The organism is Pseudomonas sp. CM27 (genome assembly GCF_013179515.1).
Taxonomy (GTDB): domain Bacteria; phylum Pseudomonadota; class Gammaproteobacteria; order Pseudomonadales; family Pseudomonadaceae; genus Aquipseudomonas.
The window spans coordinates 1-9380 of sequence record NZ_JABMCN010000242.1 but is presented as its reverse complement, the minus strand read 5'-3'; the positions used below and the strand labels follow the sequence as shown (position 1 = coordinate 9380).

General features: G+C 59.5%; 11 protein-coding genes. 5 read left to right on the top strand and 6 right to left on the bottom strand.

The genetic code is table 11. The features are described from left to right. The first annotated feature begins 364 nt into the window (after positions 1-364). Positions 365-850: an acyl-CoA thioesterase gene (locus tag HP547_RS23810; RefSeq protein WP_218583495.1), complete on the top strand. Its 486-nt coding sequence runs from the start codon at positions 365-367 to the stop codon at positions 848-850. Here the strand turns inward: HP547_RS23810 and pdxY are convergent. Beyond that, positions 847-1719 (bottom strand): pyridoxal kinase PdxY, encoded by an 873-nt coding sequence (pdxY, locus tag HP547_RS23805; protein WP_172224833.1) that lies wholly within the window; start codon positions 1717-1719, stop codon positions 847-849. The two genes, HP547_RS23810 and pdxY, sit on opposite strands and share 4 nt — an antisense overlap. Before the next feature lie 119 nt (positions 1720-1838). On the opposite strand from pdxY, the gene HP547_RS23800 reads away from it, so the two are divergent. Beyond that, a complete protein-coding gene (locus HP547_RS23800) occupies positions 1839-2231 on the top strand; it encodes a DUF3301 domain-containing protein (protein ID WP_172224830.1) in 393 nt (130 codons plus the stop codon). Here HP547_RS23800 and HP547_RS23795 read toward each other — a convergent pair whose 3' ends face one another. The 3 genes from HP547_RS23795 to zigA are packed head-to-tail and all read right to left on the bottom strand — an operon-like array spanning position 2232 to position 5073. After that, positions 2232-3203 carry a GTP-binding protein gene (locus tag HP547_RS23795; RefSeq protein ID WP_172287766.1) on the bottom strand — a complete coding sequence of 324 codons (972 nt, stop codon included), beginning with the start codon at positions 3201-3203 and terminating at the stop codon, positions 2232-2234. Between the two features lie 38 nt (positions 3204-3241). Continuing rightward, a complete protein-coding gene (locus tag HP547_RS23790; protein ID WP_172287764.1) occupies positions 3242-3868 on the bottom strand; it encodes a DUF1826 domain-containing protein in 627 nt (208 codons plus the stop codon). Beyond that, on the bottom strand, positions 3865-5073 hold the full coding sequence (gene zigA / locus HP547_RS23785; protein ID WP_172287761.1) for a zinc metallochaperone GTPase ZigA: 1209 nt from the start codon (positions 5071-5073) through the stop codon (positions 3865-3867). The genes HP547_RS23790 and zigA overlap by 4 nt, the downstream gene beginning before the upstream one ends. 115 nt (positions 5074-5188) lie before the next feature. Between zigA and HP547_RS23780 the strand changes: the two genes are divergently transcribed. Together HP547_RS23780 and folE2 are read left to right on the top strand one after the other, a co-directional pair. Further along, positions 5189-5569, top strand: coding sequence for a glutamine synthetase (locus HP547_RS23780; RefSeq protein ID WP_172287758.1), 381 nt, complete (start codon positions 5189-5191; stop codon positions 5567-5569). A 25-nt stretch (positions 5570-5594) separates the two neighbouring features. Beyond that, positions 5595-6500 (top strand): GTP cyclohydrolase FolE2, encoded by a 906-nt coding sequence (gene folE2 / locus HP547_RS23775; RefSeq protein WP_172287756.1) that lies wholly within the window; start codon positions 5595-5597, stop codon positions 6498-6500. Here the strand turns inward: folE2 and HP547_RS23770 are convergent. After that, a complete protein-coding gene (locus HP547_RS23770) occupies positions 6484-7011 on the bottom strand; it encodes a DUF3617 domain-containing protein (protein ID WP_172224815.1) in 528 nt (175 codons plus the stop codon). The genes folE2 and HP547_RS23770 overlap by 17 nt on opposite strands. A gap of 133 nt (positions 7012-7144) precedes the next feature. Between HP547_RS23770 and cls the strand changes: the two genes are divergently transcribed. Next, a complete protein-coding gene (gene cls / locus HP547_RS23765; RefSeq protein ID WP_172224812.1) occupies positions 7145-8584 on the top strand; it encodes a cardiolipin synthase in 1440 nt (479 codons plus the stop codon). A gap of 78 nt (positions 8585-8662) precedes the next feature. Here the strand turns inward: cls and HP547_RS23760 are convergent. Continuing rightward, positions 8663-9380, bottom strand: a 718-nt coding sequence (locus tag HP547_RS23760) for a class I SAM-dependent methyltransferase (protein ID WP_172287753.1), incomplete at its 5' end; no start/stop codon positions are given.

Below are 9380 nucleotides of genomic sequence, written 5' to 3'. Positions count from 1 at the left end.
CTGGATAAAGCTGATGGCATGCATGGCGTGATACTCCTTTTCTCGTCTTTGTCTGGATGCCTGGGCAGACCGCTCCTCTGCCAAGGCAACCCCGAGCGAGCAGCAAGTACACACGGTATTGAATGCGGGAAAGCCCATGTTGCATGGGCGTACTCAGGTTAACATCGCACCCCGCCGCAAAAAGCTGGTGCAATATGCAGAAACAGATCGGCCGTTAAAGCGCCTCCGATGGCATCATCAGCGTGACGACACGGCGCCTGCCAACGTCCCGTATCAGGAAGGCAAATTCAAAGAGGGGAAAGAAATGTCTGCAGAGTACAACCCCCACAAGCCCGATTCAGCGCAACCCGACCGTGAGCACACTATGGAACCTGGAAACGCCCAGCTGAGCATGACCGTCCTGATGACCCCGGACATGGCCAACTTTTCTGGCAACGTACATGGCGGCACCCTGCTCAAGTACCTCGACGAAGTGGCTTATGCGTGCGCCAGCCGCTATGCCGGCAGCTATGTGGTTACGCTGTCGGTCGACCAGGTGATCTTCCGCGAACCCGTGCATGTGGGCGAACTGGTGACCTTCCTGGCGTCGGTCAACTACACCGGCAACACATCGATGGAAGTCGGCATCAAAGTGGTGACCGAAAACATCCGCGAGCGCTCGGTGCGCCATTCCAATAGCTGCTTCTTCACCATGGTCGCGGTTGATGACAACCGTCGCCCGGTGCCGGTACCCCCGCGCCAGCCGCACAGCAGCGAGGAGAAGCGCCGGTTCCTGCAAGGCCAGCAGCGTCGGCAGATTCGCCAGGAGCTGGAAAAACGCTACCAGGACTTGAAAACCGACGGTATCTAAAGCGCCAGCGGTTGCGCCTCGAAGCGCACCCGTGGGTGCGCGATGCGGTCCTGGGCCCGCACCAGCTGCAATTCGTAGCTGGCGCAGGCCTGGGTTTCCAGCAGCACCTCGTGCACGGCCGCGGCGGTGAATTCAAACGCCTGCACCCAGCTATCGCCAAGCAGCACACGGGCCAGGAACAGGCCTGAGGTCAGGTCCCCCACCCCAACCGGCTGCCGCGGGAAGGCCAGCAGCGGACGGCGCAGATGCCAGCTGTGCTCGGCCGTTACCAGCAGCATCTCGAAGTGGTCTGTGGCACGCCCTGGGTAAGCCAGGTGCTTCACCAGCACAACCTGCGGCCCGCGCTGCAGCAGGCCGCGAGCCATGCTCACGCAATCTTCCAGCGATTGCGCACGGCGCCCACAGAAGCTGTCCAGCTCCAGCTGATTGGGGCACAGGATGTCCGCCCTCGCGACGGCCTCATCAAGCAGGAACTCGCTGACCTCCGGCGGCACGATGCAGCCCTTCTCAGGGTGCCCCATGACCGGGTCGCACATGTACAACGCCTTCGGGTTCACCGCCTTTATCCGTTCGAGGCCGGCCAGAATCGCCCGTCCTTGCTCGGCACTGCCCAGGTAGCCGGACAGTACCGCATCGCAGTGGCCCAGCTCGCCGATGTTGCAAATGCCTTGCACCAACGCAGGAATTTGCGCCGGGGCAAGCACTTCGCCCGCCCACTGGCCATACTGAGTGTGGTTGGAGAACTGCACGGTATTGAGCGGCCAGACATTGACCCCGATACGCTGCATGGGGAACACCGCGGCACTGTTGCCGGCGTGGCCGAACACCACATGGGACTGAATGGCGAGCAGGTGCGGGGTACGTTTCATGCGGAGATTTCCAAAACTGTTTCAAGAATTGTGCGCAACGCAGTATGAACTCGATTGCCACCTGTACGACAGGCCAGGGACGCAGTTAAGCTGGATCTACCTGTTTGGAGCATACGCAAATGTTGACCCTGGAGAACCTCTTCGTCCTGATGCTGGTCGCGTCGGCAGGCGCCTGGTTATGGCACAACCACGGGTTGCGCGAAAAAGCCCTGGAGCGGGTCAAACAGCATTGCGCCAAGCTTGACCTCGAACTGCTCGACGATGCCGTCGCCCTCAAGCGCATCGGCTTAGTGCGTGATGCCAATGGCCGCAAGCGCCTGGCGCGTATCTACGCCTTCGAGTTCACCGTCACCGGCGAGCAACGCCACCCCGGTACCGTGACCCAGTTTGGCGCCCATAGCGTGCATATCGAACTGGCACCCTACCCGTTCGAAATCAAGACTCCACCGCGCACCGACAATGTCATCGAGATGCAGCAGTGGCGCCAGGAACACAACCGCTGGCGCAATTGATCAGCTGACGAGGCAATCGCTCAACCCCTTTTGTAATGCGGGTTGCGATTGCGGCTGAGCAAAAATCAGCTCGATACGAGTGTCCTTGCGCCAGTCACTGGGTTGCCATGCTGGCATATCCCCCGCCAAGCCATTGAACGACTGCCAACCGTCCACGCTGTGGATAACTCCTTTGGCGCGCATCCACGGCCAATTGCCCAGGAACGCCTGCAGCCGCTGTGGATAAAACTGCTGAGCCGGATGCCAGCGCCAACCAATACTCCATCCACCCTCTCCCTGCTGGGCAAGACAGATCGGCTGACTGGGATCAGTCCATAGCACCGCGGGCACTATTCCAAGATTGTCGACAATCCCATTAGTCACAGAAGGGGTGTCGACAATCTTTGCAGAGACCCCTGGAAGGGCCGCAAATGGGAGACGCCCCTGCACTACCCAATGAACGCTCTTGGTATAAAAATTATTAGTTATCAACAGCTTAGATGTTTCATCCACAAGCTCAGACTTGTTGAAAACTATACTTTCAGCCGCAGCAATAGCCTCCAGCTGCGGTTGCGGAATCGGTTCACTTCGAACTATGGACCGGGCATCCAAAACCACTAACAACGGCTGAATTGTCAGCACTCCGAGCCATGGAGCTTTATTCAGCTGAGCGAGTAATTGCACTGGATGACCCAGGCCTGAGGGCTCGATAAACAGCCGATCAGGGCGGGATTTGCGCAAGAGCCGGCCAAGGCCCACCTGGAACGGCATACCGTTGACGCAGCACAGGCAGCCCCCCGCGACCTCGCTCAGGGTGATGCCGTCCTCGTCACGGCTGAGCAGAGCTGCATCCAGGCCTATCTGGCCGAACTCATTGATCAATACCGCCCAACGCTCATTGGCCGGACGCTGGGCCAGCAGTTGACGGATAAGGGTGGTTTTGCCAGCCCCAAGGGGGCCGGCGATTACATGGGTGGGAATGTTCTGCAGCATGGGGTGGCTTCAAGGGAGTGATGCTTCACTATGCGCCGTCAGGCAAGCCAGTCAAGGCTGAGCAGCAGCCGCCCCTGCTGGCCCGGGGGTGAACGGTGCACCAGCCCCGAGCCCTCGTTGCCCTGCCATTTCTCGCCCTTGACCACGGCCACGTCGCCAGCATCCAGCTGCTGGATGTTATCCACAGGCACATCTTCTGTGTGTAACTTCCCACGCGGGGTCGCATGCTCAGGCGACCATTCGCTGCCCGGGCCCAAGTAAGTGGTGAGCAACCGCAACGGCACGTTATCCACATGGAAACGGGGGCACATCGGGCCGGCCAGCAGCCGAAGGCGCAAGCCGACCCGCTGCGCGCCCACCAGGCAGGTGTATGCCGCGACCAGCCAGGTCACATCGGCAACAAAAGCTTCATAGCCGTGCAGGTCCGCCGCTTCACGCAACAAATCGGGCATTACCGGCACGCGCTGCTCGTCTACATCGATTACGCGTTGGTCATCCAATGGATGACCAAGGCTGACCAACAATGCGGCAAAGTCCTCCAATTGCGGCGGCAGGCGCCGGCGCCACACCGCCAGGTTGATGCCATCCTGGAGCACTTCGGTGAGCACCTGTGGGGTATCACCGAACACCTGAAAGATATCCACAGGCTGCTTGTGCGGTTTCATGCTGCCGCCTCTTCGTGCCATGGGCCGAATGGATCGGGCAGACGCAGCCAAGCCATATGGCCCAAACGCATTTCTTCATCCGTCAACAAGCAGGCATCAAGGGCTGTGGATAATTTCTGGAAGTCGATATTTTGCCCAATGAACACAAGCTCCTGGCGGCAGTCACCGGTCTCGGCGACCCAGTGTTTCAAGATCGACGCAGTGTTATCCACATCCTGGGGCCACTGTTCGCGCGGCACGAATCGCCACCAACGGCCGGCCAGACCGTGGCGCATCATGCCTCCTGCCTGTGACCAGCTGCCGGCTTCCTGATACTTGCTGGCCAGCCAGAAAAACCCCTTGGAACGCAGTAGCCGGCCATTGCTCCAAGGCTTGTGGATAAAATCAAAAAAGCGTTGTGGATGAAGCGGTCGGCGGGCCTGCCAAGCTGTTGCTGCGATGCCGTACTCTTCACTTTCCGGCACATGCTCACCGCGCAATTCTTGCAGCCAGCCGGGCGCTTGCGCAGCCTGGTCGAAATCGAACAGACCGGTATCCAGGATCCGCGCCAGCGGCACCTGGCCCAGTACCATGGGTATGATCTGTGCCCGGGAATTCAGGCTGCGCAAAATTGCGACCAGCTCATCGCGGTCATGCTGGCTGATCAGATCAATTTTGCTCAACAGCAGCACATCGGCGAACTCCACCTGCTCGATCAACAGGTCACTGATCGACCGCTCATCTTCTTCGCCCAATGTTTCGCCATGGCTGGCCAGGCTTTCCGCCGCCTGGTAGTCGCGCATGAAATTGAGCCCATCGACCACGGTGACCATGGTGTCCAGCCGCGCCATGTCGGACAGGCTCCGACCCTGATCGTCACGAAAGGTGAAGGTCTCAGCCACGGGCAGTGGCTCCGAGATACCTGTGGACTCGATCAGCAGATAATCGAAACGCCCTTCTTCGGCCAGCTTCGCTACTTCTTCGAGCAAGTCCTCACGCAACGTGCAGCAGATACAGCCATTGCTCATCTCCACCAGTTTCTCTTCTGCACGATTGAGGCTGACATTGCGTTGCACCTCGCTTGCGTCGATGTTGATTTCGCTCATGTCGTTAACGATCACAGCCACCCTCAGGTTGTCGCGATTACGCAGTACGTGGTTGAGCAGAGTGCTCTTGCCGGCCCCAAGAAAGCCGGACAGAACAGTGACGGGGAGACGGTTGGGCATGGCGGAACCTCTTCAGGCGGGCGCATTCGAAATGATGCATTGCACAATGTTATAAAGTAACAATACAATTTCGCCAAGCCATTCGCGACGGACGAGTGCTCACAGGGGATGACAAATGAATGTGTCGCGCGCCGTGGTGCTGCTGCTGTTCAGCATACCCACTTCGCTTTTAGCCATGCCACAGGGCAGCGCGTTGGCGCTGTGTACACGCAGCGCCACGCTGCTGGCCTGCCAGGATGGCAAGGGCAACTACTACAGCGTGCGCACCGAAGGCACCACGTTCTACCTGCGTGGCTACGACGTAAACAGCCGGCGCCTTTGGGCCCAAACCAACAACCGCTTCGGCATGTTCACCTTTTTCACCGGCGTTGCCACCGATGGCGAGGCCTGGATGGGTTACAGCCGTCGCGTGGGCTGGACCACCCTCAACCGTGTATCCAGTTCCACTGGACAACGCTACAACCTGCATTGCAGTTTGATTGGCGGCTGCCGCTAATGCCTCTCTTCGTTTGGAAAGCCCGATGACCCAGCTCAAGCTCCCCGACATCGCTGCACAACATCAAGAACAAGCCCTGTCATTGCACTGGGTGGGTATGTGCGGCATAGCGCTGCCAGTGCAATTCGATGGGCGCAGCACGGCGGCCAAAGCCGATGCTGGCGTAAACCTGATAGACGGCAGCTCACGTGGGATCCACATGTCGCGGCTGTACCTGGCTCTTGAGTCATTGGCGAATCAGCCACTGACGCCCCTCGCAATCCGCCAACTTCTGGCTGACTTCATGAGCAGCCATGAGGGCCTGTCTTCTGCCGCGTATCTACGCCTCAGCTTCGAGCATCTGTTGAAAAGGCCTGCATTGGTCAGCCCGCTTGCAGGCTGGAAAAGTTACGACGTAACCGTCGATGCGAGGATCCAAAATGAAATGTTCCACGTGGAACTATTGGTTTCTGTTCCTTATTCATCGACCTGCCCGTGCTCGGCGGCGCTTGCGCGACAGCTGATTCAGCAACAGTTCCAAGCCAGTTTCAGCCAGCAGCAGATCAACAAAGCTTCGGTACTGGAGTGGCTAGGCAGCGCCCAAGGCATCCTGGCTACCCCCCATAGCCAGCGAAGTACTGCGAAAATTCAGGTGCGATTGCGGAGTAATCAGACAGTGCTGCCAATCACCGAATTGATTGATTGCGTGGAGGCGAGCCTGGGAACCGCGGTCCAAACTGCGGTGAAACGCGCTGACGAGCAAGCGTTCGCCTTGGCCAACGGCCAGAACCTGATGTTTTGTGAAGATGCCGCACGCCGCCTGCACAATGCGGTAAAGCAACTGGAATGGAGCACCGCTTTCAGGTTGCGTGTGGAACATGCAGAAAGCCTGCATGCCCACGACGCTGTCGCCACAAGTCAGTGGCAGTGGGATGTCAGCTGCGAGGCTTGACCGTACCGCAGTCGCTGCCCAGCCATACCGCACGGGTGTTCATGCTACCTTGCTGCTGCACACCCGACGCGTTGAACGTGCCATTGACCTGGGTAGTGAATTCTCGATCGCTGAGGAAGGTGGCCTGGCCGCTGCCCTGAGCCTTGGGGCAGCTGAACTCGAACTTCCAGACATTACCGGTACGGTCAGTGATTTTTTGCGTGCAACCTGACTTGGGGTCCTGCAGCGGAATATCGTTGGTTGCCACCTGCTCTGGGGTAAGGCACGAACGCACCCCGTTACCCCCGACGGTAACCCCCTGTTTTGCCAACACCCCCTCCATCATCGCACGCTGCTCCGGCGGCAAATTTTTTAACTGGCCGAGCATGAACCCCATGTCGGGTAACGGTTTGCCATCGACCTGCATGTTGCTGGTGGTCAGCTCCCACAAACCTGGCTGCAGCATCTGTGCATGCACAAGCGTGCTGCTCATGCCCAGGGCCAACGCCAACAGTGGCAGACGAATCTTCATGGACGAACGCTCCTGGAAAAAACCGGCGAAGTGCGCCGGGCTGAGGCTTAGACGCTAAATCCACCTGCGGGTTGCAAGGTGGCGGGGGAACGTGTTCTGTTACCTCAAGTGTACTCGGCCAAGCAGGATGCATATGGATTACCACAGCCCTTACTTCCTCGGTTACCTACTCGGCCTGATCCATCTGCTGGGTATGGTCGCCGCGCTGCACGCGCTGTTCACCGTGCGCACTGCCCAAGGCGCGATTGCCTGGGCCATGCCTTTGTTCTTCATTCCCTACCTTACCCTGATCCCCTACCTGGTCTTCGGTGCCCGGTCCTTCTATGCCTACATCAAGGCGCGGCGCCAGGCCAACCAGGAAATGCATGTAGCCATGGCCAACCTCAACTGGCGACCTTGGGTGGAAGAAGCCCTTACTGCCCGTGAGTCTGAGAGCTACGCGGCCCTGCGCGCCATGCCCAAGCTGGGGCGCATGCCGTGCCTGGCGAACAATCAGGTGAAGCTGCTGATCGACGGCAAGGCCACCTTCGACGCGATCTTTGCGGCGATCGAGAAAGCCCGCGAGGTGGTGATGGTGCAGTTCTTCATCATCCACGACGACACCCTCGGCAAGGCACTTCAGCAACTGCTGTTACGCAAAGCGGCCGAAGGGGTGCAGGTGTTCGTGCTCTACGACCGGGTGGGCAGCCATGCCTTGCCGGCAAGCTACAGCCAGGTATTGCGAGAAGGTGGCGTGCAGATCCATGCCTTCGCCACCCGTCGCGGCTGGTTCAATCGCTTCCAGGTGAACTTCCGCAACCATCGCAAGATCGTGGTGGTGGACGGCGTGCTGGGTTTCCTCGGCGGGCACAATGTGGGTGACGAATACCTGGGCGAACACCCACAGCTTTCGCCTTGGCGTGATACCCATGTACAGATCAGCGGGCCGGTCCTGGCTTGCCTGCAGGAGTCGTTCGCCGAAGACTGGTACTGGGCCGCGCGCCAGCTTCCACCGCTGATACTGCCCGATGCCTACCCGGACAATGGCGTGCTGTGCCAGGTGCTGGCCAGCGGCCCAGCCGACCCACAGGAAACCTGCGCGCTATTTTTCCTCGAAGCAATCCATTCCGCGACTCGAAGGGTATGGATAACCAGCCCCTACTTCATCCCGGACGAGGCTGTATTCGCCGCCCTGCGCCTGGCGGTTCTGCGTGGAGTAGATGTACGGGTGCTGATTCCGTCGCGGCCAGATCACCGCATCGTCTACGCCGCCTCCAGCCTGTTCGCCTTCGAAGCAGTGCGTGCAGGTGTGCGCATGTTCCGCTACCAGCCGGGGTTCCTGCACCAGAAAGTGGTGCTGGTGGATGATGATGTCAGCGCAATCGGCAGTGCCAACCTGGACAACCGTTCGTTCCGCCTGAACTTCGAGATCACCCTGCTGACAGTCGACCGCGGGTTCGCTGACCAGGTCGAGCACATGCTAGTCAATGACTTCGAACAGGCCAGGGAAATTACTGCGGAGGACAGTCTCGACACTCATCGGCTGCAGCAATTGGGGATGCGCATTGCCCGGTTGATTTCGCCGATTCTGTGACGGGCAAATCCACCCCGAGGTAGGCGCTGCAAGAGCGGGTTCACCCACTCCTGCAGGGGAGCCAGCTCGCTTCATGATTCAGCGATAGAGGTCCTCGCGGGTCCAAGGCAGGTCATGGTGTCCATCTGCGTATGGCTTCACGGCCAGGATCTGGTGGAGGTTGATCCAGCCCTTCTGGAACGCATAGGCACACCCAGCCAGGTACAGGCGCCAGATACGCAAGGTATGATCGGGCACCAGTTTCGCCGCCCTGTGCAGCTGGTTCTCCAGGTTCTCGCTCCAGTGGTGCAGGGTCTTTGCGTAGTGCAGACGCAGGCTTTCCACGTCCACGACCTCCAGCCCCGCTTCACAGATACTGGCGCTGATCATCGAAAGGTGAGGCAACTCGCCGTGGGGAAACACGTAGCGGTCGATGAACTCTCCTGCACCACGGCCGACAGGTCGGCCGTCGACATGCTTGGCGGTGATACCGTGGTTCATCACCAGCCCCCCTGCCCTCACCGCCCCGAACAGTTTCTGGCAGTACAGCGCCAGGTTGGCATGCCCGACATGTTCGAACATGCCGACACTGACCACCTTGTCGAAGCGCCCGTCCTGCGGCAGGTCGCGGTAGTCGAGAATCTGCAGGTCAACCTTGTCGCTCAGGCCCTCGGCCTTGACGCGCTGGCGACCGAGCTTCAGTTGCTCCTTGCTCAAGGTGATACCAAACACTTTGGCGCCATACTCCCTGGCGGCAAAACGCGACAGCCCGCCCCAGCCACAACCCACGTCGAGCAGGTAATCACCTGCGTCCAGG